The organism is Streptomyces sp. NPDC001381 (genome assembly GCF_042895685.1).
Classification (GTDB): Bacteria; Actinomycetota; Actinomycetes; order Streptomycetales; family Streptomycetaceae; genus Streptomyces.
The window spans coordinates 1-26,680 of sequence record NZ_JBIAWO010000023.1 but is presented as its reverse complement, the minus strand read 5'-3'; the positions used below and the strand labels follow the sequence as shown (position 1 = coordinate 26,680).

The window sequence follows — 26,680 nt, the reverse complement described above, 5'->3', positions numbered from 1 at the left end:
CTCGTAGCGGAGCTGCTTGGGTCTTCGGCCGGTGCGGCGAGGGTGCGTGCCGGGCGCCGCGGGTGCTGTGCGGGACTTTCGAAACACCCCCTAGCGGAAGATGCCGGTGTGGCCGAGGGAGTAGCGGCCGGGCTGGGGGTAGACGGCGAGGCCGTGGGGGCCGCTGCCGACGGGGATGCGGGCGAGCTGTCTGCCGGTGCGGGTGTCGAGGGCGTACACCTCGGCGTCGTAGCGCCCGGAGAGCCACAGGACCTTGCCGTCCGCCGAGACGCCGCCCATGTCGGGGCTGCCGCCGTCGGGCAGCCGCCACTTCCTGGTGACCTCGTTCCGCGCGAAGTCGAAGACGGAGACGGTGCCCTCGCCCCGGTTGGAGACGTACATCTCGCGGGAGTCGCGGCTGACGTACAGCCCGTGGGTGCCCTTGCCGGTGCGCAGGAACCGCGGCTTGCCGAACGTGTCGCCGTCGACGATCCACAGGCCGTCGGCCTTCATGTCGGCGACGTAGAACCGCTTGCCGTCGGGCGAGATCTTCACGTCCTGCGGCATCGCGCCGTCGTAGGGGAGCTTCTGCTGCCCGACGACCTTCATCTTCTCGGTGTCGACCTTCAGCAGTTCGCCGCTGAACTCGCAGGACACGATGAAGTACCGCCCGTCGAGGGAGAAGTCGGCGTGGTTGACGCCGTAACAGGTGACCGGCTCGGTCCTGATCCGCTTCATGGTGTGCGGGTCGCGGAAGACGAGTTCGCGGTCGAGGGAGGCCATGACGACGGCGTATCTGCCGTTGGGCGTGAAGTAGAGGTTGTACGGGTCGTGCACCTCGACGGGCTTGCCCGCCTTCCCCGTCCTGGGATCGATGGGGGTGAGGGTGTGTCCCCGGTTGTTGTTGACCCACAGGGTCTTCAGGTCCCAGGAGGGCACGACGTGCTGCGGCTGCCGCCCCACGTGCAGGGTCTCGATCACCTCGTACGTCTTCGGGTCGATGACGGAGACGGTGTCGGACTCGGTGTTGGGGACGTAGACGCGGGACGGGAAGTCCTTGACCACCGGGGAGAGCCGGCCCGGGCGGTCGGCGGCGTAGACGTCCTTGGGGTCGAGGACGGGCGGCATGCCGGGCAGCCCGTCGACGGCCGGCTTCCTCTTCACCGGAGCGGGGACGGCGGCCTTGGTGGTGGCCCGGCCGGCGCCGTCCGGGGACGGGGTGCCGCAGGCGGCGAGGGCGGTGAGGGCGGTGAGCGCGGCACCGGTGAGCAGGGCGCGGGTGAGGAGTGTGGGATGCATCAGCTGAGCAGCTCCGTGGTGGTGACCGCGCGCAGTCGGCGGCGGGCGAGTTCGTCCAGTACGGCGGGGAGCGCGGCGAGCGTGTCCGCGTACCCGAAGTGCAGGCTCACGACGGATCCGGCGCGGATCGTCCGCAGGACGTTGGCCGTGACGGCGGGGGCACCGGGTGAGGTGAAGTCGAGGGAGTCGACGTCGTAGGAGAGGACGTGGGGATAGCCGGCGTCACGGGCCAGCCGCTGCACGAGCGGGGAGGCGCGGGCGGTGCGGGAGGGCCGGAACCAGGTCCCGGCCGACCCGGTGAGCCGCTCGAGGCGTACGGCGCACTCGGTGATCTCGCTCCGTGCCTCCGCCTCGGACATGGCGTTGACGTCGAGGTGGCGGTGGGTGTGGTTGCCGAGGTCGTGGCCGCCGTCCAGGACGCGGCGGGCGAGGCCGGGGTGTTCGTCCAGCCAGGTCCCGACGGCGAGGACGGTGACCCGCGCCCCGTGCCGCTCGGCCTCCCCCAGCAGGGCCTCGGCGAGGGCCGGTTCGCCCTGGCCGTGGAAGGTGAGGGCGACGCGGGGCCGGTCGCGGGGGCCGTGGGTGATCTGGGCGGGCTGTCCTGGGAAGGCGCGGGCGGCCGGGACGGCGGAGGGGCTGGCGGCGGGAGGGGGCCCCGACGCGCGGCCGGCCTCCCGGGGGACGGCGGTGGAGGCGGATCCGGGCGAGGAGGAACCGGGCGAGGAGCCGGGGGACGCGCCGGACGAAGGCCCGGCGGAGGAGCCGGACGTGGAGCACGCGGCGGCGAACGCACCCCCGGCGACCAGTCCGGCGCCCACCCGCAGCGCGGCACGGCGGTCGGTCGGAGTCACCCGCACCATTTAAGGGGCAAAGGGTAAGAAAAAGGGTCATTCATCCGCGTGGCGGGTGCGGGCTGCGTCGGGAGCCGGGCGATCCGGTACTCCCGGACCGCCCGGCGTGACACCCTGAAGCCCCCTCGTGAAGGGCGGTCCCGTGCACGCACCGGCTCCCCGCGCCGCCCGCTCCACCGGGCGGTCGTTCCGGCTGAGCACCCCGCAGCGCGTGCTCCCCGTCGCCCTGGGCTTTCCGGGCGCCACCGTGGTGCTGTTCGTCTGCCGCGCCTTCACCGGCGATCCGATGCGGGTGGCCGAGTGGGGGCAGTTGGCCGGCTGGTCCCTCTTCGGCGTCGCCGCCGTCGCGTTGCTCCGGCGCGGCCGGGCCGTCCTGCTGACCGAGGACGCCCTGGTCGTCGTGGACGGACGGCGCCGCCGCATCCCGTGGACCGGCATCAGCCGGCTGGAGGTCCGCCGCTCCTTCGGCGTGAGCCAGGTGGTCGCCCACACCCGGGACGGCCGCCGTACGACCCTGCCCGCGCCGATGTCCTTCCTCGACGCGCGGTTCGAGGAGAAGGTTCGGGAGCTGACGGAACAGTGGCGGCGGGGTCGGGGGCCGGTGGCCGCGGAGGACTGAGCCGGCCGGAACGCCCTGGCCGGCCGCCGCCGTCAGCGGTCCGCCACCCGCATCTCGAACCAGGTCGTCTTTCCGCGCGGCAGCAGGTCCACGCCCCACCGGTCGGAGAGCTTGTCGACGAGGAAGAGGCCGCGGCCGCTGACGTCCAGTTCCTGGACCGGCATCAGACAGGGCAGCCCGCGGGAGGGGTCGCGGACCTCGACGCGGATCCAGCCGCGGCGGCGGCGCAGCCTGAGGCCGAAGACCCGGGCGCCGGTGTGCCGTACGGCGTTGCCGACGAGTTCGGAGACGAGGAGGACCGCGTCCTCCGTCATCTTGGGGCTCAGTCCCCACTGGCGCAGGACGACGACCTGGGTGAGGCGACGGGCCGTGGCGGCGGACTCGGGACGGGAGGGGAGCGGAACCTCACCCTCCGTGGGGTTGCCGAACAACTCCAGCGCCTTGAGCGCCCGTTCGTCCTCGACCGCAGGCGACCAGCGTGCCGCGGCCACACGCCCGTGCCCCCGCGGCTGTTCAAAACCCTCCAGCCCCGCCATGCCCCCCATCATGGCCGCCCGGGGCGTCCTTGGGGGCCGTTCCGCCGGAATACGCCCCCCGTGCGACCCCCTTCCACGGGATGCGTCCGGCATGTGCCAGAGGCATTCCGGAGCCCTTCAAAGCGCCGCCGACCTGCGACGACGGCAACCTTCACGGTTGTCGCCGGACTCCCTCGACAAGGCGGGCTTAAGGCTGCCTTAAGGTCCCCATAATCCGCCCCATCGAGGGATCACCGGTGAGACATCCCGTCAACTGCAAGTGGCTACGGCCGTGTTCAAAGAGACATGCGTCACAGCATCAAGGAGACATGTCTCACAGGAACTTGGCCTTGCCCGGCCCTTCCTCGACGAAGCTGCGCATGCCGATCTCACGGTCGGCGGTGGCGAACAGACCGGCGAACCAGTTGCGTTCGACGGCGAGACCGGTGTCGATGTCCGTCTCCAGTCCGGTGTCGATCGACTCCTTGGCCGCCCGCAGCGCGATCGCCGGGCCCTGCGCCAGCTTTGCGGCCCACGCGTGCGCCTCCGTGTAGACCTCGGCCGCCGGGACCACGCGGTCCACCAGGCCCAGGGTCAGCGCCTCGTCCGCCTTGACCATCCGGCCGGTGAAGATGAGGTCCTTCGCCCTGGAGGGGCCGACCAGGCGGGACAGGCGCTGGGTGCCGCCGGCGCCGGGGATCAGGCCGAGCAGGATCTCCGGCTGGCCCAGCTTGGCGTTGTCGGCCGCGATCCGGAAGTCCGCGCACAGCGCGAGCTCGCAGCCGCCGCCCAGGGCGTACCCCGTCACGGCCGCCACGACCGGCTTGGGGATACGGGCCACCGCCGTGAAGGAGTCCTGCAGGGCGCGGGCGCGCAGGACCATCGCCGTGTGGTCCATGTCCTGCATCTCCTTGATGTCCGCGCCCGCCGCGAACACCTTCTCCCCGCCGTACAGGACGACCGCGCGGACGTCGTCCCGGCGGGTCGCCTCCTCGGCCAGTTCCTTGAGCCGGTCCTGCGTGGCGACGTCCAGGGCGTTCATGGGCGGGCGGTCGAGGCGGATCGTGCCGACGCCTTCGGCGACTTCGAGATGTACGGTCATGGCAGCAGGTTAACCATCATTAACGCCGACGGGCCCGGTGCCGTGGGTCACAGCACCGGGCCCGTCAGCGGTGGATCACTTCTTCCAGTCCGCCCAGGAGATGTTCCAGCCGTTGAGGCCGTTGGCGGGGTCGACCGTCGGGTCGGTGGAGTTCTTGACGACCACGACGTCGCCGACCATCGAGTGGTTGAAGAACCACGCCGCCGGCACACCGCTGTCGTAGCCGCCGCGCACGTCGCGCAGGCCTATGCAGCCGTGGCTGGCGTTGTAGTTGCCGAAGGCGTCGCCGCCCCAGTAGTTGCCGTGCACGAAGGTGCCGGAGTTGGTCAGCCGCATGGCGTGCGGGACGTCCTTGATGTCGTACTCGCCGTCGTAGCCGACGGTGTCGCCGTTCATGCGGGTCACCGTGAACTTCTCACTGATGACCATCTCGCCGTTCCAGGTGGCGTAGCCGGGCTTGCCGGTGGTGACCGGCAGGGTCTTGACGACCTTGCCCTCCTGCATGACCTTCATGGTGTGCTTCTTGGCGTCCACGACGGACACCTGGTTGCGCCCGACGGTGAAGGACACCGTCTTGGACTGCTTGCCGTAGACGCCCTTGCGGCCCTCGACGCCGTCGAGGTTCAGCTTCACGGTGACCTTGGTGCCGGCCTTCCAGTACTCCTCGGGCCGGAAGTCCAGACGGTCGTTGCCGAACCAGTGGCCCGCGACGTCCACGGCCGGCTCGGTCTTGATCTGGATGGCTTTCTCGACGTCGTCCGGCTTGGTGATGCCCCGGGTGAAGCGGATGGAGAAGGGCATGCCGACGCCGACGGTGGAGCCGTCCTCGGGCGTGAAGTTGCCGATGAAGGTGTTCTGCGGGCTCAGCGTGGTGAAGGAGGAGTCCTCGGCGGCCGTACGGCCCGCGGAGTCCTTGGCCACGGCGTGCACCTGGTACTTCGTCGACGCCGCGAGGTGCGTGGCGGGCGTCCAGCCGCTGCCGTCGGCCGAGATCGTGCCCTCGATCTTCGCGCCCTCGTCGTCCTCGACGGTGACCTCGGTCAGCTTGCCCTTGCTCGCGGTGACCTTCAGGACGCCGCTGGTGTCGACGTCCTTGGCCCCGGTCTTCGGGGCGATGGTGACGACCGCCTCCGACTGCTTGCTCTCCGCGGCGGCGGTGCTGCCCTGGTCGCCCTTGCCCTTGGCGTCGCCACCGGAGCCCGAGTCCCCGCCCCCGCCGCATGCCGTGACGGCGAGCAGCATCCCGCCGACGATCAGCGCCAACCGCCTGTTGCGGCCGCGCGAGCGCCCGCCAACCGACGCCCCCCGTATCGGTCGCACGTTCAAGTCTTTCTCCCCTCCCGGGCCTGGTCAGGCCCCCACCCCCGCGCGTCCCGCGCGATCATTTGCGCATATTAACCGCACGGTTTTGAGCTGCGTGTCAGGTGAATGTCACCGTTCTGTCGCAACTTGGACCATGGTCACGCGGGGATGGTTGCACGGGGAGGAGAGGTCATTCTCCGGCGTTCTCGGCCGTCCACTCCTCCCAGCTCATGTTCCAGCCGCCGAGCCCGTTGTCGGGGGCGACCTCCTTGTCCTTGCTGTGGACGACCTCGACGACGTCGCCGACGAGCGAGCGGTCGAAGAACCAGCCCGCGGGGGTGTCCGAGCTGCCGCCCTTGGTGTCCATCAGCCCCACGCAGCCGTGACTGACGTTGACGTTCCCGAAGACGTCCGGCTCCGCCCAGTAGTTGCCGTGCAGGAAGGTGCCGGACTCCGTCAGTCGCATGGCGTGCGGCACGTCCGGAATGTCGTACTCGCCCTTGCCGTTCTTCTTCTTGAAGCCGACCGTGGCCCCGTTCATCCGGGTCAGTTCGAGCATCTCGGTGACGACCATCTTCCCGTTGTAGGTCGTCGTCCTCGGTGCCCCGGCCGTGACGGGGACGGTGGCGATCAGCTCGTCCTCCCGCCACACCTTCATCGTGTGCCGCGCCGCGTCGACGAGGGAGACCTGGCTGCGGCCGACGGTGAAGGAGAAGGTCTTGTACTGCAGCCCGTAGACCCCCGGCGCCCCTTCCACGTCCCGCAGCCGCAGCGCGACCGTGACCCTGGTGCCGGGCTTCCAGTACGTCCGGGGGCGGAAGTCGAGCCGCGAGCCGCCGAACCAGTGCGGCCTGATCTCCACGGCCGGCTCGGCGGTGACCCGGACGGCGCGCTCGACGGCCGCCCGGTTCTGGATCTCCCGGTTGAAGTCCAGGGAGACGATCATCCCGGTGCCGACGGTCGAACGGTTCTCGGGGGTGACGTACCCGATGAAGCGCTCCTCGGGGACGTACGTGGTGAAGGTGGTGTGGCGGGCCGAGCGGTCGCCGTCGCCGTCGAGGGCCACCACGTCGACGGTGTAGCGGGCGGCGAGCGCGAGCCGGCCGTCGTCCGGCCGCCAGCTGCGTCCGTCGGCGGAGATCCGGCCGGGCACCTTCGACTCCTGGGCGTCCTGCGACTTCACCACCTTCACCGACTCCAGACGCCCGTCCGGCACCCGCACCAGCAGCCCCTCCCCGGGGCGCACGCCCTTCGCGCCGTCCTGCGGGGTCACCCGGATGGCGTCCTCGGAGGCCGCCGGTCTGTCCATCATCCGGTCGAGCCCGCTCCCGCCGTCGCCCGTGCAGCCTGCGGCCCCGGCCAGGAGTCCTGCCCATGTCACTACGGCGGCCACTGCGACCCCCGCGCGCCGTGCGCGCCCTTGTACGTGCCTCACGGCGTGCCCAACGACCGGGTGCGCCCCGGGGAAACGTGAGTGCGAGGCGCGCTCTGGGCAGAACAGGGGGAGGACGACAGCGCGGGGCGGCAGCGGCCGGGACGCCGTACACCCGCCCCGTACGTCGTACCCACGAGCCGCGGGAGGCTGAACGGTGTCCAGCGCAGCCGAGCAGAAGGCGGTGGCGGAGGAACGCGCCACGCCGGACACCCGTGTGAACGGGGTGTCCCAGAAGGTGCCCGGCGTGCCCGTCCGCCCGGGCGCGCCCACCCCGCTCGGCGCCCGGTTCCGGGTCGGCCCGGACGGGGTCGCGGGCACGAACTTCGCCCTGTGGGCGGGCGGGGCGGAGGCGGTCGAGCTGTGCCTGTTCGACGAGGCAGGCCGGGAGACGCGCGCCGCCCTGACCGAGCTGACGCACGAGATCTGGCACGGTTTCGTGCCGGGCGTGATGCCGGGGCAGCGCTACGGCTTCCGGGTGCACGGCCGCTGGGACCCGTGGACCGGGGGCCGCTGGAACCCGGCGAAGCTGCTCCTCGACCCCTACGCCCGCGCGGTCGACGGGGAGTTCGGCCTACCGCCCGAGGTGTACGGGCACGTCCGGGACTGGCCCCAGCAGCAGGTCGCGGACACCGTGCGCGACGAACGGGACTCGGCGCCGTACGTCCCGAAGGGTGTCGTCGTCCACGACGACGCGCCCGACGACGAGTGGGCGTACGACCGCCGCCCGAAGACGCCCTGGGCGGACTCGGTCATCTACGAACTGCACGTCAAGGGCTTCACCCGGCTGCACCCGGACATCCCGGAGGAACTGCGCGGCACCTATGCCGGCCTGGCCCATCCGGCGGCGGTCGAGCACCTGGTGAAACTGGGCGTCACGGCGGTGGAGCTGCTCCCGGTCCACCAGTTCGCGCACGAGGACCATCTGCTGCGCCGCGCTCTGAAGAACTACTGGGGCTACAACTCCATCGGCTATTTCGCCCCGCACGCCGCGTACGCCTCCTCCGGTACGACGGGCCAGCAGGTCGGCGAGTTCAAGCGGATGGTGCGGGCGCTGCACGCCGCCGGGATCGAGGTCATCCTCGACGTGGTCTACAACCACACGGCGGAGGCGGGCGAGCTGGGCCCCACCCTGTCCCTGAAGGGCATCGACAACCGCGGCTACTACCGGCTGCAGTCGGACGCCCGCCGGTACGCGGACTACACGGGCTGCGGGAACACGCTGCACGTGGTGCAGCCGCACGTCCTGCGGCTGATCACCGACTCGCTGCGCTACTGGGTCACGGAGATGGGGGTGGACGGCTTCCGCTTCGACCTGGCCGCCGCCCTGGCCCGCTCCATGCACGACGTGGACATGCTGTCGCCGTTCCTGGCGGTGATCGCGCAGGACCCGGTGCTGCGGCGGGTGAAGCTGATCGCGGAGCCGTGGGACGTGGGGTCCGGGGGGTACCAGGTCGGGGCGTTCCCGCCCCTGTGGACCGAGTGGAACGACCGCTACCGCAACGCCGTGCGCGACTTCTGGCGGCACGCGCTGCCGGACGTACGGGAGATGGGCTACCGCCTGTCGGGCTCCAGCGACCTGTACGCCTGGGGCGGCCGCCGCCCGTACGCCTCGGTCAACTTCGTCACGGCCCACGACGGCTTCACGCTGCGCGACCTCGTGTCCTACGAACGCAAGCACAACGAGGACAACGGCGAGGGGAACCGGGACGGCACGGACGACAACCGCGCCTGGAACTGCGGGGCGGAGGGGGAGACGGACGACGAGCGGGTACGGGCGCTGCGGCGCCGCCAGTTGCGCAACCTGCTCACGACGCTGCTGCTGTCGACGGGGGTGCCGATGCTCGTCGCGGGGGACGAGCTGGGCCGCACCCAGGGAGGCAACAACAACGCGTACTGCCAGGACAACGAGACCAGCTGGCTGGACTGGAGCCTGCTGGCGGAACCGGGCTGGAAGGCCCTGTTCGACCTGACCTCCCGGCTGATCGCCCTGCGTCACCGCCACCCGGTGCTGCGCCGGCGCGCCTTCTTCTCCGGCCGGGCCCACTCGGCGGACGGGCTGCGGGACCTGGCCTGGTTCACGGCGCGGGGCTCGGAGATGACGGAGGGCGACTGGTACGCCCCCGCCGCGACCCTCGGCATGTACCTCTCCGGCCGCGACATCCCCGGCCGCGACGAACGCGGCGCCCCGATCACCGACGACAGCTTCCTCGCCGTCCTGCACGCCGGTGACCGGCCGGTGAGCTTCGTCCTGCCGGGGCCGCCGTGGGCGGAGCGCTACGAGGTGGTCGTCGACACGTCGAGGGAACAGCAGGACGAGGCCCCGGGGGTCGTCCACCGGGCGGGGGCGGCGGTCACGGTGCCGGCGCGGGCGGTGCTGCTGCTGCGGGTGGCGGGGTGATCCCGGGACCGTCCGAGATTCACCCGGAAGAGGGCACGGCCCGTCGAACGCGCAGGTCGTAGGACCAACAGCCGATGCGGACCGGGCCAAAACCCGTTGGGCGATGTCAGTGCCGGTCCGTAGGCTCGCCCGTGATGCCGACGACACGTGCAACCGCCAAGGACCGGTCCGCGGTGCGGACGTTGCTGCGCTTGTGGCCGTATGTGCGGCCGGTGCGGGTGCGGCTGTTCAGTGCCGCGTTCGTCGCGGTCGTCGCCTCCTGTGTGGGGCTGGTGATCCCGCTGGTCCTGAAGTGGATGGTGGACGGACCGGTCGCCGGGCGGGACCCGGCCGGCGTCGGGCTGGGGGCGCTGTACCTGCTGCTGCTCGGACTCCTGGAGGCCGGGCTGTTCGGGCTGCGGCGGTGGCTGGTGGCGCGGCCGCTCTCGCACGTCGAGGCGGAGATGCGGGCGGAGTTGTACCGGCATCTTCAGCGGCTGCCGGTGGCCTTCCACGACCGGTGGGCCTCGGGCCAGCTGCTGTCCAGGGCGACCACCGATCTGATGCTGCTGCGGATGTTCCTCGCCTTCCCGCTGACGTTCCTCCTGGTCAACGGCGTGACCATCGTGGTCGGTGTGATCATCATGCTGCTCCAGGACTGGTCCCTGGGGCTGGTGATCCTGGGGCCCGCCCTCCCGGTCATGGTGATGTGCGTGGTCTTCGAGCACCGGTACGCGGTCGTGGCACGGCGCGCCCAGGACCAGGTCGGGGACCTGACGACGGTCGTCGAGGAGAGCGTGCTCGGGATCCGGATCATCAAGGGGTTCGGGCGGCACCGCAGCCAGGCGCGGGCCTTCCGCGCACTGTCGGCCACGCTGCGCGGGACCGAGCTGCGCAAGGCCCGGCTGCTGGCGACGATCTGGGCCGTCATCGTGACGCTGCCGGAGGTGGCGATCGGGGCGGCCCTGGTGCTGGGGACGGTGCAGGTCGCGGACGGGGAGCTGTCCGCGGGCACGCTGGTCGCCTTCCTGTCGACGGCCCTCGCGCTGCGGTGGCCCGTCGACTCCATCGGGTTCCTGCTCGCGATGAGCCAGGAGGCGGCGACCGCCACCGAGCGGTACTTCGAGGTGATGGACGAGGAGCCGGAGTCGGACGCGGTCACCGAGCCCCGGACCGCGGAGGCGGTGGACGGCGACGGGCTGCGGTTCGACGGGGTCGTCTTCCGCTACCCCGACGCCGACCCCGGGACGCCCCCCACCCTCGACCGCGTCGACCTGCACATCCGGCCCGGGGAGTCCATGGCCCTGGTCGGCGCCACCGGCAGCGGCAAGACCACCCTCACCGCGCTCGTCCCCCGGCTGCACGAGGTGACCGCCGGGCGGATCACGCTCGACGGCGAGGACGTCACCGCGATGTCCCGCGAGGAGCTGCGCGCGCGGGTCGCCGTCGCCTTCGAGGAGCCCACGCTCTTCTCGGCGAGCGTCGGGGAGAACGTGCTCATGGGAGCCGACGACGACGCCGGCGCGGCCGAACTGGAGCGGGCGCTCGAGGTCGCGCAGGCCGAGTTCGTGCACGCGCTGCCGCAGGGCACCGCGACACAGGTGGGCGAGCAGGGGCTCAGCCTCTCCGGCGGGCAGCGGCAGCGGCTGGCGCTGGCCAGGGCCGTGGTGGGAAGACCGCGGTTCCTCGTGCTCGACGACCCGCTGTCCGCGCTGGACGTCCACACCGAGGCGGCCGTGGAGGCCGCGCTGCGCCACGTCCTCGCCGACACCACCGCGCTGATCGTGGCCCACCGTCCGTCCACGGTGCTCCTCGCCGACCGCGTCGCCCTGCTCTCCGGCGGCCGGATCACCGCCGTCGGCACCCATCAGGAACTGCTGCGCACCAACGCCGAGTACGCCCACCTCATGTCAGGAAACGGCCGCCAGGAGGACGACCGATGACCGCCCCCACGGCATCCCCTTCATCCTCTCCCCCCACCGACGCCCCACCGGAGGACCCGCCCCCGCGGGCCGCCGGCGACCCCTTCGACAAGGACGTCCTGCCCACCCCGCCGGGCGCCACGGGCACGCTGCTGCGTTCCCTGCTCGCCCCGATGCGGGCGCGCGTCGCCCTCACCACGCTTCTGCTGCTGCTCCAGCAGGCCGCCGTGCAGGCGGGCCCGCTGCTGGTGGCGTACGCCATCGACCGCGCCGTACCGGCGTTCCGGGACGGTGACGACGGGCCGCTGGTCGCGGTGGCCGTCGGCTATCTGGTGTGCGCGCTGGCCTCCGGCGGCCTGCAGTACTGGTTCCTGATCGCGGCCGCCCGGGTCAACCAGGACGTGCTGCTCGACCTGCGCGGCCGTATCTTCCGGCACGCGCAGGCCCTCAGCGTCGACTTCCACGAGCGGTACACCTCGGGACGGCTCATCTCCCGCTCCACCACGGACGTGGAGTCCCTGCGCGAGCTCCTCAACGAGGGCCTGCAGGAGCTGGTGACGGTCGTCCTCTCCTTCGTCTACATCTCGGCGATGCTGCTCTGGCTGGACCTGGAGCTGGGCGCGGTCGCGGTGGCGTCCTTCGTGCCGCTGTACGTCCTCGTGCGGACGTACCGGCGGCGCGCGGCGCGGGTCTACACGGCACGGTCCACCGCGATCGCCGCCGTGATCGTGAAGTTCGTGGAGACGATGAACGGCATCCGGCCGGTGCGCGCGTTCCGCCGCGAGGCCGTCAACGACGCCGACTTCCGGGTCCTCAACGGGCGGCACGAGCGGACGAACGGCGACGCCCTGCTGGAGATGGCCCGCTATGTCATCGGCTCGCGGCTGGTGGCCAACACGGCCGTCGCGCTGATCGTGCTGTGGGGCGCCTACCGGGTGGCCGACGGCACCCTGGCGCTGGGCGTGCTGGCGGCGGCGGTGCTGTACCTGCGGCGGCTGTACGACCCGATCGACCGGCTCGGCATGTTCCTGAACTCGTACCAGTCGGCGGCGGCCTCGCTGGAGAAGATCGCGGGCCTGCTCGCGCAGACGCCGTCCGTGCCCGAGCCGTCCGTGCCCCGGGAGCTGCCGGCCCGGCGCGGCGGCCTCCCGGGCCGCGAGGTCGTGTTCGACGGGGTCTCCTTCGGCTACCGCACCGGCGGCGAGGTCCTGCCCCGCTTCGACCTGACGATCCCCGCCGGGCAGACGGTCGCCGTGGTCGGCTCGACCGGCGCGGGCAAGTCCACGCTGGCCAAGCTGCTCGCCCGCTTCTACGACCCGTCCCTGGGGCGGGTGCTGCTCGACGGCGTCGACCTGCGCGACCTTCCGGTGCCCGAGCTGCGCCGCGGGGTGGTCATGGTGACGCAGGAGGCGTTCCTGTTCTCCGGCACGGTCGCCGAGAACATCGCCATCGGACGGCCGGACGCGAGCCGGGAGGAGATCGAGCGGGCGGCGAAGGCGATCGGCGCGCACGAGTTCATCAGCGCCCTGCCCGACGGCTACGACACGGACGTCCGCAAGCGCGGCGGCCGGATCTCCGCCGGTCAGCGGCAGCTCGTCGCGTTCGCCAGGGCGTTGCTCGCCGACCCGGCGGTGCTGATCCTGGACGAGGCGACCAGCTCGCTGGACGTCCCCGGGGAGCGGGCCGTGCAGGCGGCGATGGCGACGGTGCTCAAGGGCCGTACGGCGGTGGTGATCGCGCACCGGCTGTCGACGGTGGAGATCGCCGACCGGGTGCTGGTGATGGAGCAAGGACGGATCGTGGAGGACGGCACCCCGGCCGATCTCGTCGCGGGCACGGGCCGGTTCGCGGACCTGCACCGGGCCTGGCGGGACAGTCTGGCGTGACGGCGGTCGACGCGTACGAGGATCCCGGCACCCCCGACCACCGCAGCGGCCTGGCCTACCTGGCCTGGCTGGTGCGGCGCCAGCCGGGGCGTGCGGTGGCCGGGGCGGTCCTGGCCAGCTGCTGGATGGTGCTGCTGGCGGCGGTGCCGTATCTGCTGTCGAAGGCGGTGGACGAGGGGCTGCGCCCCGGCGGCTCGGCGGCGCTCATGGGCTGGACGGCGGCCCTGCTGGTGGTCGGAGCGGGCAACGCCTGGGTGAGCATCATGCGGCACCGCACGATGACCCGGCTGCGGATGGACGCCTACTTCCGCACGGTCAAGGTGGTGGTGGGCCACTCGGTGCGGCTGGGGGACGCGCTGCCGCGCCGGGTGGGCGCCGGGGAGGTCGTCACGATCGGCGTGGGGGATGTGCACACCATCGCGAACGCGCTGACGGTGATCGGGCCCGGGGTCGGCTCGGTGGTCGTCTACGTCTTCGTGGCCGCCCTCCTGCTCTCCGTCTCGCCGCTGCTGGCGGCCGTCGTGCTGCTCGGGATGCCGTTGATCGCGTTGCTCGTCGGGCCGCTGATGACCCGGCTGCGGGGCGCCGAGGGAGAGTACCGGGAGCGGCAGGGGGTGCTCACCGCCCGGATCGGGGATCTCGCGGGCGGGCTGCGGGTGCTCAACGGGCTGGGCGGCAAGGGCCTGTTCGCGGACGCGTTCCGGCGCGACTCGGGGCGGCTCCGGGAGCAGGGATACCGGGTGGGCGCGTCCGCCAGCTGGCTTCAGTCGCTCGGCGTGGGGCTGCCGGGGCTGTTCCTGGCCGTGGTGATCTGGCTGGCGGCCCGGCTCGCCGCCCGGGGGGAGCTGACGGTGGGCGAGCTGGTGTCGGTGTACGGCTATGCGGCCGTGCTGGTCGGCCCGGTGGCGTTCCTCGTCGACATGGGTTACCAGTTCAGCCGGGGTGTCGTGGCCGCCGACCGGGTCGTACGGCTGCTGCGGCTGGAGCCCGATCCGGACACCGGCACGCAGGACGCGCCCGCCGGACCGGCGGTGCTGCACGACCCCGGGTCGGGTGTGCGGGTGGTGCCGGGCGGACTGACCGCGCTGGTCGGGGCGCGGCCGGCCGAGGTGACCGCCGTCGTCGACCGGCTCGGCCGGTACGGCCCCACCGAGGTCACCTGGGGTGGCGTGCGGCTCGATGCCGTCCCGCTGCCCCAGGTCAGGGCCCGGATCCTGGTCGCGGACCACGAGGCCGACCTGTTCGCCGGCCCCCTGCACGAGGTGGTGGGCGGACGCCACGACCCCGGCCCGGAGCAGGTGCGCCGGGCGGTGCGGGCGGCTGCCGCCGACGATGTCGTGCAGGGGCTCGCGGAGGGGCTCGACGCCCCGGTGACGGCGCAGGGCCGCAGCCTTTCGGGCGGCCAGCGCCAGCGGGTCCGGCTGGTCCGGGCGCTGCTGGCGGACCCCGAGGTGCTGCTGGCCGTGGAGCCCACGTCGGCGCTCGACGCGCACACGGAGGCGGCGGTGGCCGAGCGGCTGCGGGCGGCCCGCACGGGCCGGACGACGGTCGTCACGACGACGTCCCCGCTCGTCCTCGACCACGCGGACACCGTGCTCTACCTGGTCGAGGGGAAGGTGGCGGCCACCGGCCGCCACCGGGAGCTGCTGCAACGGGAGCCGGGGTACCGGGAGCTGGTCGCCCGGGACACGGAGGAGGCGGTGCGGTGACGGCCGACGGGGGACGGCTGCCCGTCGCCGGCCCCGCCGGGGTGCGGCGGGCCGCGACCCGGCTGGTACGGGCCGACGGATGGGCCGTGGCCGGGGTGGTGCTGCTCAACGCGGTGGCCGCCGGGGCGGGGCTGGCCGGTCCCTGGCTGCTGGGCCGGATCATCGACGAGGTGCGCGGCGGGCGCGGGGTCGGGGAGGTGGACCGGCTGGCCTTCGCGCTCGTGCTGTGTGCGCTGGCGCAACTGCTCCTGGTCCGCTGGGCGCGGTACGCGGGGCACCGCTTCGGGGAACGGACGCTGGCCCGGGTGCGGGAGGAGTTCGTCGACCGGGCGCTGGCACTGCCCGCGTCGGTCGTGGAGCGGGCCGGCACCGGCGACCTGACCACGCGCGGCACCGCCGACGTGGCGGCGGTGGGCACGACCCTGCGGGACGCCGGGCCGGAGCTGCTGGTGTGCGGTGCGCAGGCGCTGCTCACGCTGGCCGCGGTCTTCGTGATCGACCCGCTGCTCGGTGCGGTCGGGGTGCTCGCGCTGACCCCGATCTGGTGCGCGCTGCGCTGGTATCTGCGCCGCGCCCGCTCGGGCTATCTCGCCCAGGGCGCGGCCGACTCGGAGGTCGCCGAGGTCCTCGCCTCGACCGCCGCCGGGGCCCGTACCGTCGAGGCGTTCCGGCTCCAGGAGCGGCGGACGGCGGCGAGCCGGGACGCGCTGGAGACCGCGCGGCGGGCCCGCTTCCACACCCTCTATCTGCGGACCGTGTTCTTCCCGGTGGTCGAGACGTCGTACTCGCTGCCGGTGGCGGGCGTGCTGCTGCTCGGCGGCTGGCTGCACGGGCGGGGGGCGCTGAGCCTGGGCGCGGTGGTGGCGGCCGCGCTGTATCTGCGGCAGTTCACCGAGCCGCTGGACCAGATCCTGGTGCGGGTGGAGCAACTGCAGTCCAGCGGGGCGTCGTTCGCCCGGGTGGAGGGCCTTGCGGGGGCGCCCGCGACGGGGCGGGAGGACGGCGGCCCCGCTCCGGCGGACGACCGGATCGACGTGACCGGGGTGCGGTACGCCTACGAGCGCGGCGGTGAGGTGCTGCGCGGGGTGGATCTGACCGTGCGGCCCGGTGAGCGGCTCGCGGTGGTCGGCCCGTCCGGCGCGGGCAAGACGACGCTGAGCCGGCTGCTCGCGGGTGTGGACGCGCCGAGCGCGGGCCGGGTGACGGTGGGCGGGGTGCCGGTCGCGGATCTGGCGCCGGAGACGCTGCGCCGGCAGGTCGTCCTGGTGACCCAGGAGCACCATGTGTTCATCGGCACGGTCCGCGAGAACCTGCTGATCGCCGAACCGGCCGCGACGGACGACGCGGTGTGGGCGGCGCTGGCCGCGGTCGGCGCCGACGGCTGGGTGCGGGAGCTGCCGGGCGGTCTCGACGCCGTTCTGGGCGCCTCCGGCCGCCGTACGGACGGCTCTCAGGCGCAGCAGCTCGCCCTGGCCCGCGTGGTGCTGGCCGACCCGCACACCCTGATCCTGGACGAGGCGACGGCCCTGCTGGACCCGACGACCGCCCGGCACACCGAGCGCGCCCTGGCCGCCGTGCTGCGGGGCCGTACGGTCATCGCGATCGCGCACCGGCTGCACACCGCGCACGACGCGGACCGGGTGGCGGTGATGGAGGACGGCCGGCTCACCGAACTCGGCGCGCACGAGGAGCTGGTGGCGGCGGGCGGGGCGTACGCGGCGCTGTGGCGGACCTGGCACGGGGAGCCGCGGCGGGGTTAGGAAGATCCCTCTTGTCCGTATACCGAACATGAACTCCCGGACAACGGACTGTTTCCGGCCAACTTTCTGACGCGCTCCTGACAGACAGCGCAATCCACTGCCACTCTTCCCTCTGCTACTTCACAGCAACCCCACAGCTTCACCGTTCTGCGTACCGCCCTTGTCGTGCCGGACGGCTCACCCGCCGGCCGGTCTCCCCAGGCCGCGTGATCCGCGGCCGCGCAGAAGGAGTCAGTGTTGAGAAGCAGTTCCTCTCGCAGACGCACCTCCCACACCCCGTACCGCAAGGCCGCGGCCGTCGCCCTCGTCGGCGTCTCCGCGCTGATCGCCACCGCCGTGCAGTCCGGTGCCGCGACCGCCGCCCCGGAGAAGGCACCGCAGGCGTCGGGCAGGGCCAACCCGGGCGCCGAGTCGGTGCGTCTGACCCCCGCCCAGCGCGCCGCGCTGATACGCGAGGCGAACGCCGGCAAGGCGGCGACCGCCAAGGAGCTGGGCCTGGGCGCCAAGGAGGCGCTCGTCGTCCGTGACGTCGTCAAGGACGCCGACGGCACCGTCCACACCCGCTACGAGCGCACCTACGCGGGTCTGCCGGTCCTCGGCGGCGACCTGGTCGTCGAGACCGCGAAGTCCGGCGCCACCGAGGGCGTCACCAAGGCCACCCGCGCCGCCGTCAAGGTCGCCTCGCTCACGCCCGCCGTCCCCGCGGCGAAGGCGGAGAAGCAGGCGCTGACCCTGGCGAAGGCCGACGGCGCCGAGAAGGCGTCCACCAACCGCGCCCCGCGCAAGGTGGTCTGGGCGGCGAACGGCACCCCGGTGCTGGCGTACGAGACGGTCGTCGGCGGCCTCCAGGAGGACGGCACCCCGAACGAACTGCACGTCATCACCGACGCCACCACCGGCAAGAAGCTCTACGAGTACCAGGGCATCGAGACCGGCACCGGCAACACCATGTACAGCGGCACGGTGACGCTGGGGACCACGCAGTCCGGGTCGACGTACAACCTGACCGACGGGGCGCGCGGCAGCCACAAGACGTACAACCTCAACCGGGGCACCTCCGGCACCGGCACGCTCTTCTCCGGCTCCGACGACGTCTGGGGCAACGGCGCGGCGTCCAACGCGGAGACCGCGGGCGCCGACGCCCACTACGGCGCGGCCCTGACCTGGGACTACTACAAGAACGTGCACGGGCGCAGCGGTATCCGCGGCGACGGCGTGGGCGCGTACTCCCGGGTCCACTACGGCAACGCGTACGTCAACGCGTTCTGGTCGGACAGCTGCTTCTGCATGACGTACGGCGACGGTTCGGGCAACACCCACCCGCTGACGTCCATCGACGTGGCCGGCCACGAGATGACGCACGGCGTCACCTCCAACACCGCGGGCCTGAACTACTCCGGCGAGTCCGGCGGCCTCAACGAGGCGACCTCCGACATCTTCGGCACCTCGGTGGAGTTCTACGCGCAGAACTCCTCGGACGTCGGTGACTACCTCATCGGCGAGGAGATCGACATCAACGGCGACGGCACGCCGCTGCGGTACATGGACAAGCCGAGCAAGGACGGCGCGTCGAAGGACAGCTGGTACTCCGGTATCGGCTCGGTCGACGTGCACTACTCGTCCGGCCCGGCGAACCACTTCTTCTACCTGCTGAGCGAGGGCAGCGGCACCAAGACCATCAACGGTGTCACCTACAACTCGTCGACCGCGGACGGCCTTCCGGTCACCGGCATCGGCCGGGACAAGGCGGAGAAGATCTGGTTCCGCGCGCTGACCACGAAGTTCACCTCGACCACCAACTACGCGGCGGCGCGCACGGGCACGCTGGCGGCGACCGGTGAGCTGTACGGCACCACCTCCGCCGAGTACAAGGCGGTGCAGGACGCGTGGGCGGGCGTCGCGGTCGGCTCGCGCTCGGACGGCGGCGGTGGCGGTGGCGGCACCTCCTTCGAGAACACCGCCGACGTATCGATTCCGGACAACGGGGCGGCGGTCACCTCGCCGATCACCGTGTCCGGCCGGACGGGCAACGCGCCCTCGAACCTCGCGGTCGCGGTCAACATCGTCCACACCTACATCGGTGACCTCCAGGTGCAGCTGATCGCCCCGGACGGCACGGCGTACACGCTGAAGGCGTACGGCACCGGTGGGAGCACGGACAACATCAACACCACCTACACGGTGAACGCCTCCTCCGAAGTCGCCAACGGAGTCTGGCAGTTGAAGGTCCAGGACAACGCGGCGGTGGACACCGGCTACATCAACAGCTGGAAGCTCACCTTCCCGTAGGCCGCACGGCCCACGCACGGCGCCGCCCCGGAGGGAGCACCTCTCCGGGGCGGCGCCCCCCTTTTTTTGCCGGCCGCTTACCCGCCGCCTGTTGGGCTTTTACCGAGGTCAACTCCGTTTACATTCCGGCAATGTTCACCCGACAGTCGACTTTCAGCCAACATCACTTCGGGGTCCTGACATGTACGCGACCTTGATGCCAGGCTTCCGTCCAACCGCCGCACAACTTCACCACCGCTCCGGCCGGCATCCCCACGCCGCCCGGGCACCCCCACATCCAAGGAGCTTGTGTGACCTCCCTCTACGCGCGTCACCAGCGCACCACTCTGGCCATCGCCACCGCCGTCGCGGCCGGAGCCCTGGTCACCACCGGACTGACCTCCGGTGCCGTCGCCGCCCCGACCACCGCGGACGCCGCCGCCAAGCCCCTGGCCGTCCCGACCGCGCTGTCCACGTCCGCCCGCACCGCCCTGATCAAGGACAAGCAGGCCGACGCGACCGCGACCGCGCAGGAGATAGGTCTGGGCGCCAAGGAGAAGCTGGTCGTCCGGGACGTCGTCAAGGACGCGGACGGCACCCTCCACACGCGCTACGAGCGGACCTACGCGGGCCTGCCGGTGCTCGGCGGCGACCTCGTCGTCCACGAGTCGGCCGCGGGTGCGAACAAGGGCGTCACCAAGGCGACGAAGGCCACCATCAAGGTCGCCTCCCTCACGCCCGCCGTCACCGCCGCCAAGGCGGAGAAGCAGGCCCTGACCGTCGCCAAGGACGCCGGCTCGGCCAAGACCGAGGCCGACAACGCGCCCCGCAAGGTGATCTGGGCGGGCAACGGCAGCAAGCCGGTCCTCGCCTACGAGACCGTCGTCGGCGGCCTCCAGGAGGACGGCACCCCGAACGAGCTGCACGTCATCACCGACGCGGCCACCGGCAAGAAGCTGTACGAGTACCAGGGCATCGAGACCGGCACCGGCAAGAGCCTGTACTCCGGCACGGTGACGCTCGGCACGTACCTCTCGGGCTCGACGTACCAGCTGTACGACACCTCGCGCGGCGGCCACAAGACGTACAACAAGGCCCACGGCACGTCCTCCTCGGCCGGCACGCTGTTCACCGACGCCGACGACACGTGGGGCACCGGCGCGGCCTCCAGCTCGACCACCGACCAGACCGCGGCCGTCGACGCCGCGTACGGCGCGCAGGTCACCTGGGACTTCTACAAGAGCACCTTCGGCCGCAGCGGCATCAAGAACAACGGCGTGGCCGCGTACTCCCGCGTCCACTACGGCAACCAGTACGTCAACGCGTTCTGGGACGACAGCTGCTTCTGCATGACGTACGGCGACGGCGAGGGCAACACCAGCCCGCTCACCTCGCTGGACGTGGCCGGCCACGAGATGACCCACGGCGTCACCTCCAACACCGCGGGCCTGAACTACTCCGGCGAGTCCGGCGGCCTCAACGAGGCGACCTCCGACATCTTCGGCACCGCCGTGGAGTTCTACGCGGCCAACTCCAAGGACGTCGGCGACTACCTCATCGGCGAGAAGATCGACATCAACGGCGACGGCACCCCGCTGCGCTACATGGACCAGCCGAGCAAGGACGGCGGATCGGCCAACTACTGGTCGTCCTCGCTGAAGAACCTGGACGTGCACTACTCGTCCGGCCCGGCGAACCACTTCTTCTACCTGCTGTCCGAGGGCAGCGGCAGCAAGACCATCAACGGGGTGACCTACAACTCCCCCACCTACAACAGCTCCACCATCACCGGCATCGGCCGCGCCAAGGCCGTGCAGATCTGGTACAAGGCACTGACCGAGTACATGACGTCGACCACCACCTACTCGGGCGCCCGCACGGCGACCCTGAGCGCGGCGTCGGCCCTGTACGGCTCCAGCAGCACCGAGTACGCGACGGTGAAGGCGGCCTGGACGGCGGTCAACGTCAGCTGACGCACGGGTGAGTGAGCGGGGCGGTACCCGGGACGAAGGCATCCCCGGGTACCGCCCTACCCTTGTCTCCCATGCCTCCCAAGGACTTCACGTACGACGACGTCGGCGCGACCCGCGACCGCCCCGGCTTCAGCCCGCCCGGCTTCCGCTCCCTGCACGTCCGCACCCGCCTGGGCGAGGGCCACGACCTCTTCCGGCGCGCCGCGGAGGCGGTCATGACCTGGGAGATGCACCGGGCGATGGGCGTCGGCGTCGAGACCTCGGCACAGCGGGCGGCGCCCGGCGTGGACGTCACGATCACCCTGGCCGGGCTGATCAAGGCCCCCTGCCGGGTGGTGTGGACGGCGGAGGAGCCGAGGCGGGCGGGCTGGGCCTACGGCACCCTTTCCGGCCATCCGGAGAGCGGCGAGGAGTCCTTCGTCGTCGACCGCACGGGCGACGGCACGGTCTGGCTGACGGTGTCGGCCTTCAGCCGCGCGGCCAAGTGGTACACCCGGGCGGGCGGCCCGGCGACGCGCGGACTGCAGCAGGCGTACGCCCGCAAATGCGGAACCGTACTGCGCCACCTGGCCACGGCCTCGGAGAAGTCGCCCTGAGCCACGCCGCTCACGCCTCCCCCGAAGGAGTGAACACCCCCGGATCGGCCGGACAACGGGCCCCCGCCCCCGCCTAGGTTGCGCACATGCCGACAACTCTGATGACGGGCCAAGCGGGGACATGAGCGCGGACGTCCTCTTCCAGGAGCATCTGAGCGCGCTCTTCCCCGCCGCGCTCCGGGGCCAGGAGCCTGCGGGGGTCGATCTGGTGCTGCTGGACGTGTCCATCGCCGGGTGCGTGTCCGTCTGGCAGAACAACGGCGGCTCCCTCGACGCAGGGCGGCTGCGGATGCTGCGCGCGTGCCTGACGGAGCTGGACCGGGCACTGCCGCTGCTCACCGACGCCGAGGGAATCCGCTACTTCGAACGACTGCGCCGCCTGGCCCTCACCGCGTCGGCCTGACGGCGGAGCCCGGCCGGCGGAGCCCGGCCGGCGGCAGGGTCTAGCGCATCAGCAGTCCCGCGCCCTCGGCCCCGTCCTCCGTGGGCGCCGTCACCACCCCCAGCTCCGCGCCGGAGGAGAGCAGCCGGTGGGCCGGGAGGATGCGGACCGTGTAGCCGAAGGGGCCCGTGCGGTCCAGGGACAGGGGACCCTCGTAGAGCCAGCGGCCCTCCAGGTCGGGGCCGGAGGCCGCCTTCAGCGGGACCGCGGCCGCGTCCGTGATGCGGTCCTCCTCGTCGACGCGGCCGGAGACCGCCTGCACCTCGACGTCCTCGGGGGCCAGCTCCCCCAGGCCCACCCGCACCCGCAGGGCGAGCGTGGTGCCGAGCTCCGCCGTGGTCGTGGCGACCGACGTCTCCACGTGGTCGACCGTCACGGAGTGCCAGGCGGCCCGCACCCTCGCCTTCCAGGCGGCCAGTTCGCGGGCGGTGTCCGGGCTCATGACGCGGTGGGCCTGGGCGGCGGGGGTGTAGAGGCGGTCGACGTACTCGCGGACCATCCGGCCGGCCAGGACCTTGGGACCGAGCAGGGTGAGGGTCTGGCGGACCATCTCGATCCAGCGGTCGGGCAGGCCCGCCCGGCCGCGCTCGTAGAAGCGGGGCGTGATGCGCTGCTCCAGCAGGTCGTACAGGGCGGCCGCCTCGATGTCGTCACGGCGGTCGGGATCGGTGCCGGCGCCGTCGGCCGTGGGGATCGCCCAGCCGAAGTCGGGCTGGAACCACTCGTCCCACCAGCCGTCCAGGACGGAGAGGTTGAGACAGCCGTTCAGCGCCGCCTTCATGCCGGACGTGCCGCACGCCTCCAGCGGGCGCAGCGGGTTGTTCAGCCAGATGTCGCAGCCGGGGTACAGCTTCTGCGCCATCGCCATGCCGTAGTCGGGGAGGAAGACGATGCGGTGGCGCACGCGCGGGTCGTCGGCGAACCGGACCAGCTCCTGGACCAGGCGCTTGCCGCCGTCGTCCGCCGGGTGCGCCTTGCCCGCCACCACGATCTGGATCGGACGGGTCGGGTGCAGCAACAGCTCCATCAGCCGGTCGCGGTCGCGCAGCATGAGCGTCAGCCGCTTGTACGACGGCACCCTGCGCGCGAACCCGATGGTGAGGACGTCGGGGTCCAGGACCCCGTCGATCCAGCCCAGTTCCGCCGTCCCCGCGCCCCGCTGCCGCCAGGACGCCCGCAGCCGCTCCCGCACCTCCACCACCAGCTGCTCGCGCAGGACGCGTCGCAGGTCCCAGATGTCCTGGTCGGAGATGTCGGCGACGGCGTCCCAGCGGTCGCCGTCGCCGACGGTCAGCGCGTCCTCGGCGCGCTGCGGGCCCACCTGGCGGGCGCCGAGCCGCAGCACCTCGGGGGCCACCCAGGTCGGGGCGTGCACGCCGTTGGTGACGGAGGTGATCGGCACCTCGTCGGGGTCGAAGCCGGGCCAGAGGCCGGAGAACATCTCGCGGCTGACGTGACCGTGCAGCAGTGACACGCCGTTGGCCCGCTGGGCCAGACGCAGGCCCATCACCGCCATGTTGAACAGGTTCGGCTCGCCGCCCGGGTACGTCTCCATGCCGAGGCGCAGGATCCGGTCGACGTCCATGCGGGGGAGTTCGGCGTCGGGGCCGAAGTGGCGGGCGACGAGTTCGCGGTCGAAGCGGTCGATGCCGGCCGGGACGGGGGTGTGGGTGGTGAAGACGGTGCCCGCCCGGACCGCTTCCAGGGCCGGGTCGAAGTCCAGTCCGCCGTCGCAGAGTTCGGCGATGCGCTCCAGGCCGAGGAAGCCCGCGTGGCCCTCGTTGGTGTGGAACACCTCGGGCGGGGCGTGGCCGGTGAGGCGGCAGTACGTCCGTACCGCCCGGACACCTCCTATGCCGAGCAGCATCTCCTGGAGCAGCCGGTGCTCGCTGCCGCCGCCGTAGAGCCGGTCGGTCACCCCGCGTTCGCCGAAGTCGTTCTCCTCCACGTCCGAGTCGAGCATCAGCAGGGGGACGCGGCCGACCTGGGCCAGCCAGATCCGGGCACGCAGCGACCTTCCGCCCGGCAGGGCGAGGGAGACCTGGGCGGGTGTGCCGTCGTCCTCCCTGAGCAGGGTCACGGGCAGTTCGTTGGGGTCGAGGACGGGATAGTGCTCCTGCTGCCAGCCGTCGCGGGAGAGCGTCTGGCGGAAGTAGCCGTGGCGGTACAGGAGTCCCACACCGATCAGCGGAACGCCCAGGTCGCTGGCAGCCTTCAGATGGTCCCCGGCGAGGATGCCGAGGCCGCCCGAGTACTGGGGCAGGGCAGCCGTGATGCCGAACTCGGGCGAGAAGTAGGCGACGGCGGACGGGAGTTCGGCGGCGGCGGTCTGGTTCTGGTACCAGCGGTCGCCGGTCACGTAGTCGTGCAGGTCGTCGACGGCGGCGGTCAGCCGGCGCAGGAACCGGCGGTCCTCGGCCAGCTCGGCGAGGCGCGCCGGACGCACGCTGCCGAGCAGCCGCACCGGGTCACCGTCCGAGGCGGCCCAGCGTTCGGGATCGACGGACTGGAAGAGTTCACGGGTGTCCGCGTGCCATGACCAGCGCAGATTGCGGGCCAGGTCACTGAGCGGCCGGAGGGGTTCGGGGAGAAGGGGTCGGACGGTGAATCGACGGATCGCCTTCACATTCCACCTCGGCGTGGCGCGTTCGCTGGATGGACGTACGGCTGTGTACGTCCGGTCATCCAGAACCGTACCGGTGTTGCCCTCGCCCCCGCCGGAGGCTTCCCGAGACGGGCCGGATCACACAAACCGGCGATATGGCCGATTCACCACCCTGAGGCCACCTTGTGACACTTCACCCCGCACGAGAGGCTGCCCTGTGAGTCGAGGAGGGGAACGCCACACCATGGCACGGACGCGTACGCGGCGTCTGCGCCGGGCGGGGGGCCTGACCACGGTCGTCACGACCATGGTCCTTTCGGCCGTCGGCACGCCCGCGCACGCCGTACCGGAGGGGAAGATACTCGGCGCCGGTCTGTCCGGCTCCGTCGGCGACAGCTACCTCGTGACGCTGAAGGGGGGAGCGCAGGGGGGCGTGCGGGCCTCGTCGGCGGCCGGGCGGCGGCTCGTCTCCTCGTACGGGGCGAGAATCAGCCACACCTACGGCACGGTTCTCAACGGCTTCGCCGTGGAGGCCGACCGCGGACAGGCCCGCCGGCTCGCGGCCGACCCCCGTGTCGCCTCGGTCGTCCAGGACACCCGGGTGTCCGCGGACTCCGCGTCGAGGCACCCGCCGCCCTGGGGACTGGACCGCGTCGACCAGCCGGGCCTCCCGCTGGACGCCGCCTATCGCGCCCCGAAGTCCGCGGGCGCCGGGGTGACCGTGTACGTCATCGACACCGGGATCCGGATCACCCACGAGGAGTTCGGCGGGCGGGCGAGCTACGGCTGGGACTTCGTCGACGGCGACCGCACCGCCGCCGACGGCAACGGGCACGGCACCCATGTCGCCGGCGTCGTGGCGGGCGGGAACGCCGGTGTCGCCAAGAAGGCGAAGGTGGTCGCCGTACGGGTCCTCGACGACGCGGGCGCGGGCACCACCGCGCGGGTCGTCGCCGGCATCGACTGGGTCACCCGGCACGCCCGCAAGCCCGCGGTCGCCAACCTCAGCCTGGGCGGCGCGTACAACGCCCAGCTCGACGCGGCCGTCCGCGCATCCATCAGGTCCGGCGTCACCTACGTCGTCGCCGCGGGCAACGGGGGGCGCGCCGCGGCCCTGACGTCCCCCGCCGACGTGCGGGAGGCGGTCACCGTCGGCGCCACCGACCGCGGGGACGCCCGGGCCGCCTTCTCCAACTACGGGTCGGCCGTCGACCTGTTCGCGCCGGGTGTGTCGATCACGTCCGCGTCGTGCACGAGCGACAGCGGCCGCACCGCTTCCTCCGGTACGTCGACGGCGGCACCGCACGCGGCCGGCGCGGCCGCCCTGTATCTCGCCGATCACCCGAAAGCCACGCCCGCCCGGGTCGGGGGCGCACTGGTCGCGGGCGCGGTGAACGGCAAGGTCTCCCGTCGGGGGGCCGGTTCGCCGGACAAACTCCTGCAGGTGCCGCCCTACAAGTGACGGACCATCGCGACCGGCTCCGTTCGTCCTGAACGGGGCCGGTCTTGTGCGTAGACATACGCGCGAGTAGTTAACAAAGTGCCGGAATGCTCACCCGATTAGGGTGGGAAGGCTCCCCCGGTACTCGACCCCACATCCATCCGCCCACCCTCGTTGATGCGGACAGGAGCGGTCATGCCCGCCACGCACCACTCGTCAGCACCCCCGACGCCCCGTTCCCGGGCAACCGAAGAACGCGGAGCACCTCCCGTGCGTCCCGTCGACACCGGTCCCCCCGCCGCGGAGCGATCCTCCGCCGGCGCCGCCACCGCCGTCGGACGCATCCCGGTCCTCGACGTCCGGCCCCTCGTCCAGCAGGGGCGCCGACCTGCGAAGGCGGTCACCGGTGAGACGTTCGAGGTCTCGGCGACCGTGTTCCGCGAGGGACACGACGCCGTCGCCGCCAATGTCGTGCTGAAGGACCCCGACGGCCGCCCCGGCCCCTGGACCCCGATGCGCGAACTCGCCCCCGGCACCGACCGCTGGGGCGCCGACGTCACCCCGGACGCGCCGGGACTCTGGACGTACGCCGTGGAGGC

19 protein-coding genes are annotated in these 26,680 nt (G+C 72.2%); 12 read left to right on the top strand and 7 right to left on the bottom strand.

Going from position 1 to position 26,680, the window contains the following annotated elements:
• Positions 1 to 90: 90 nt before the first annotated feature.
• Together ACFY2L_RS38850 and ACFY2L_RS38845 are read right to left on the bottom strand one after the other, a co-directional pair.
• Positions 91 to 1,278, bottom strand: coding sequence for a YncE family protein (locus tag ACFY2L_RS38850; RefSeq protein WP_390661435.1), 1,188 nt, complete (start codon positions 1,276 to 1,278; stop codon positions 91 to 93).
• On the bottom strand, positions 1,278 to 2,129 hold the full coding sequence (locus ACFY2L_RS38845; RefSeq protein ID WP_390824702.1) for a polysaccharide deacetylase family protein: 852 nt from the start codon (positions 2,127 to 2,129) through the stop codon (positions 1,278 to 1,280). Before ACFY2L_RS38845 ends, ACFY2L_RS38850 begins: the two co-directional genes overlap by 1 nt.
• 142 nt (positions 2,130 to 2,271) lie before the next feature.
• Between ACFY2L_RS38845 and ACFY2L_RS38840 the strand changes: the two genes are divergently transcribed.
• Positions 2,272 to 2,748, top strand: coding sequence for a hypothetical protein (locus tag ACFY2L_RS38840; RefSeq protein WP_390824701.1), 477 nt, complete (start codon positions 2,272 to 2,274; stop codon positions 2,746 to 2,748).
• A gap of 32 nt (positions 2,749 to 2,780) precedes the next feature.
• On the opposite strand, the gene ACFY2L_RS38835 is transcribed toward ACFY2L_RS38840, so the two are convergent.
• The 4 genes from ACFY2L_RS38835 to ACFY2L_RS38820 all read right to left on the bottom strand — a co-directional run bounded on the left by ACFY2L_RS38835 (position 2,781) and on the right by ACFY2L_RS38820 (position 7,102).
• Positions 2,781 to 3,284: an ATP-binding protein gene (locus tag ACFY2L_RS38835; protein ID WP_390661438.1), complete on the bottom strand. Its 504-nt coding sequence runs from the start codon at positions 3,282 to 3,284 to the stop codon at positions 2,781 to 2,783.
• A gap of 313 nt (positions 3,285 to 3,597) precedes the next feature.
• Positions 3,598 to 4,365: an enoyl-CoA hydratase/isomerase family protein gene (locus ACFY2L_RS38830; RefSeq protein ID WP_390661439.1), complete on the bottom strand. Its 768-nt coding sequence runs from the start codon at positions 4,363 to 4,365 to the stop codon at positions 3,598 to 3,600.
• Positions 4,366 to 4,440: 75 nt separating this feature from the next.
• A complete protein-coding gene (locus ACFY2L_RS38825; RefSeq protein ID WP_390661440.1) occupies positions 4,441 to 5,691 on the bottom strand; it encodes an Ig-like domain-containing protein in 1,251 nt (416 codons plus the stop codon).
• Between the two features lie 166 nt (positions 5,692 to 5,857).
• Positions 5,858 to 7,102, bottom strand: a complete 1,245-nt coding sequence (locus ACFY2L_RS38820) for an Ig-like domain-containing protein (RefSeq protein WP_390824700.1) — start codon at positions 7,100 to 7,102, stop codon at positions 5,858 to 5,860.
• A gap of 154 nt (positions 7,103 to 7,256) precedes the next feature.
• Between ACFY2L_RS38820 and glgX the strand changes: the two genes are divergently transcribed.
• The 9 genes from glgX (at position 7,257) to ACFY2L_RS38775 (ending at position 21,996) form a co-directional block, all read left to right on the top strand.
• Positions 7,257 to 9,500, top strand: a complete 2,244-nt coding sequence (gene glgX / locus ACFY2L_RS38815) for a glycogen debranching protein GlgX (protein ID WP_390824699.1) — start codon at positions 7,257 to 7,259, stop codon at positions 9,498 to 9,500.
• 134 nt (positions 9,501 to 9,634) lie between these two features.
• Positions 9,635 to 11,422 carry an ABC transporter ATP-binding protein gene (locus tag ACFY2L_RS38810; protein WP_390824698.1) on the top strand — a complete coding sequence of 596 codons (1,788 nt, stop codon included), beginning with the start codon at positions 9,635 to 9,637 and terminating at the stop codon, positions 11,420 to 11,422.
• Positions 11,419 to 13,287, top strand: coding sequence for an ABC transporter ATP-binding protein (locus tag ACFY2L_RS38805; protein WP_390824697.1), 1,869 nt, complete (start codon positions 11,419 to 11,421; stop codon positions 13,285 to 13,287). The genes ACFY2L_RS38810 and ACFY2L_RS38805 overlap by 4 nt, the downstream gene beginning before the upstream one ends.
• Positions 13,284 to 14,996: an ABC transporter transmembrane domain-containing protein gene (locus ACFY2L_RS38800; protein ID WP_390824696.1), complete on the top strand. Its 1,713-nt coding sequence runs from the start codon at positions 13,284 to 13,286 to the stop codon at positions 14,994 to 14,996. The genes ACFY2L_RS38805 and ACFY2L_RS38800 overlap by 4 nt, the downstream gene beginning before the upstream one ends.
• On the top strand, positions 14,993 to 16,756 hold the full coding sequence (locus ACFY2L_RS38795; RefSeq protein WP_390824695.1) for an ABC transporter ATP-binding protein: 1,764 nt from the start codon (positions 14,993 to 14,995) through the stop codon (positions 16,754 to 16,756). The genes ACFY2L_RS38800 and ACFY2L_RS38795 overlap by 4 nt, the downstream gene beginning before the upstream one ends.
• A gap of 237 nt (positions 16,757 to 16,993) precedes the next feature.
• Positions 16,994 to 19,045: a M4 family metallopeptidase gene (locus tag ACFY2L_RS38790; RefSeq protein ID WP_390661447.1), complete on the top strand. Its 2,052-nt coding sequence runs from the start codon at positions 16,994 to 16,996 to the stop codon at positions 19,043 to 19,045.
• A gap of 290 nt (positions 19,046 to 19,335) precedes the next feature.
• Positions 19,336 to 20,997 (top strand): M4 family metallopeptidase, encoded by a 1,662-nt coding sequence (locus tag ACFY2L_RS38785; RefSeq protein WP_390824694.1) that lies wholly within the window; start codon positions 19,336 to 19,338, stop codon positions 20,995 to 20,997.
• 71 nt (positions 20,998 to 21,068) lie between these two features.
• On the top strand, positions 21,069 to 21,593 hold the full coding sequence (locus ACFY2L_RS38780) for a DUF1990 domain-containing protein (protein ID WP_390661449.1): 525 nt from the start codon (positions 21,069 to 21,071) through the stop codon (positions 21,591 to 21,593).
• 121 nt (positions 21,594 to 21,714) lie between these two features.
• The gene (locus ACFY2L_RS38775) at positions 21,715 to 21,996 is read left to right on the top strand and encodes a hypothetical protein (protein ID WP_390661450.1); all 282 of its coding nucleotides are present in this window, start codon (positions 21,715 to 21,717) and stop codon (positions 21,994 to 21,996) included.
• A gap of 40 nt (positions 21,997 to 22,036) precedes the next feature.
• Here the strand turns inward: ACFY2L_RS38775 and ACFY2L_RS38770 are convergent, their stop codons facing one another.
• Positions 22,037 to 24,661, bottom strand: a complete 2,625-nt coding sequence (locus tag ACFY2L_RS38770) for a glycosyltransferase family 1 protein (protein WP_390661451.1) — start codon at positions 24,659 to 24,661, stop codon at positions 22,037 to 22,039.
• A gap of 223 nt (positions 24,662 to 24,884) precedes the next feature.
• Here ACFY2L_RS38770 and ACFY2L_RS38765 point away from each other — a divergent pair, with 223 nt between their 5' ends.
• Together ACFY2L_RS38765 and ACFY2L_RS38760 are read left to right on the top strand one after the other, a co-directional pair.
• A complete protein-coding gene (locus ACFY2L_RS38765) occupies positions 24,885 to 26,102 on the top strand; it encodes a S8 family peptidase (protein WP_390824693.1) in 1,218 nt (405 codons plus the stop codon).
• Positions 26,103 to 26,276: 174 nt separating this feature from the next.
• Positions 26,277 to 26,680: maltotransferase domain-containing protein (locus tag ACFY2L_RS38760; protein ID WP_390824692.1), on the top strand; the 404-nt coding region annotated here is incomplete at its 3' end.

What these genes read in the sequence shown, in the direction of transcription:
- ACFY2L_RS38850 (WP_390661435.1), bottom strand. Translation starts at nt 1,278, where the DNA reads ATGCATCCCACACTCCTCACCCGCGCCCTGCTCACCGGTGCCGCGCTC.
- ACFY2L_RS38835 (WP_390661438.1), bottom strand. Translation starts at nt 3,284, where the DNA reads ATGGCGGGGCTGGAGGGTTTTGAACAGCCGCGGGGGCACGGGCGTGTG.
- ACFY2L_RS38830 (WP_390661439.1), bottom strand. Translation starts at nt 4,365, where the DNA reads ATGACCGTACATCTCGAAGTCGCCGAAGGCGTCGGCACGATCCGCCTC.
- ACFY2L_RS38810 (WP_390824698.1), top strand. Translation starts at nt 9,635, where the DNA reads ATGCCGACGACACGTGCAACCGCCAAGGACCGGTCCGCGGTGCGGACG.
- ACFY2L_RS38805 (WP_390824697.1), top strand. Translation starts at nt 11,419, where the DNA reads ATGACCGCCCCCACGGCATCCCCTTCATCCTCTCCCCCCACCGACGCC.
- ACFY2L_RS38780 (WP_390661449.1), top strand. Translation starts at nt 21,069, where the DNA reads ATGCCTCCCAAGGACTTCACGTACGACGACGTCGGCGCGACCCGCGAC.
- ACFY2L_RS38775 (WP_390661450.1), top strand. Translation starts at nt 21,715, where the DNA reads ATGAGCGCGGACGTCCTCTTCCAGGAGCATCTGAGCGCGCTCTTCCCC.
- ACFY2L_RS38765 (WP_390824693.1), top strand. Translation starts at nt 24,885, where the DNA reads ATGGCACGGACGCGTACGCGGCGTCTGCGCCGGGCGGGGGGCCTGACC.